Below are 910 nucleotides of genomic sequence, written 5' to 3'. Positions count from 1 at the left end.
TCACGTTTGTTATCGGTCTCTCATCAGAGGAGCCTGCAATCAATCGAACTACTGTATAGAAAGCTTTAGTTGCAGCTAAAGCCTGGGTCTCACTTTACCCTGAAGTTGGTTTTATTATCCATACAAAACAATCAAGGTGATGCATTACACTCGGCATTTTTGATATGGAGTTTAGTGTGCTTTAATATTTCAGTGTTGGCACACCTTATTGTAGGCGTTAGGTCTTATATGAAAAATATTCTAGCTTTATTTTTGGTTGCACTCCTGTCATTTGGAGTTAGTGCAGGAGGGGGGAGCATGAACAATCATCCTAGATATGCTGAAAATCCTATCTACTTGATTTTTGAAGCATATATTCAAGATGTTATAGGGTACTTACCTGAAGAAAAAGCACAATCAATTCAATCGATGAACCTTCAGAAGGTCTTTGGTTCAAAGGCTTCAGAGTGGCGTTCAGTAATGAAAGAAACACTTCATTTATCCGATACTATCGATATCGCAATACTGGATCTATGGTACAGAAATAGAGATCAGTTTAAGTCTCAAGATGGAACCTATGAGGCAATATGGTTTAGTCAAGTATTTACGGATGAATACATGAAGAAAGGTAGCCAAGTAGATGTATGGCCAGAGGGAGCTCTTGACGCAGCCAAGAAAAGAATTCAGCAGGCTCAACTTGTAGACCAGACCTAACAATTACATCAAGGTGACACGTTACACTCGGCGGTTTTGGTATGGAGCTCAGTGTACTTGGTGAGTTTGGTGTTGGTGCACCTTATGTAGGGCGTTATGTTTATAAGGAGTAATATGAAAGTTAAATGTTTAATCGCAACGCTTATATTGATGTTTGTTTCAGGTTGTGTATCAACAGGTAATGAAACAATCTCAATGAATAATGAAAGGTTTTCGA

General features: G+C 38.6%; 1 protein-coding gene. It reads left to right on the top strand.

Translation table 11 applies throughout. From position 1 onward, the window contains the following. The first annotated feature begins 228 nt into the window (after nt 1-228). The gene (locus C9I89_RS22235) at nt 229-693 is read left to right on the top strand and encodes a hypothetical protein (protein ID WP_107285496.1); all 465 of its coding nucleotides are present in this window, start codon (nt 229-231) and stop codon (nt 691-693) included. Nucleotides 694-910: the final 217 nt, after the last annotated feature.

The organism is Photobacterium lipolyticum (assembly GCF_003026475.1).
Taxonomy (GTDB): Bacteria; Pseudomonadota; Gammaproteobacteria; order Enterobacterales; family Vibrionaceae; genus Photobacterium; species Photobacterium lipolyticum.
This window is presented reverse-complemented; position numbering and strand designations above follow the sequence as displayed.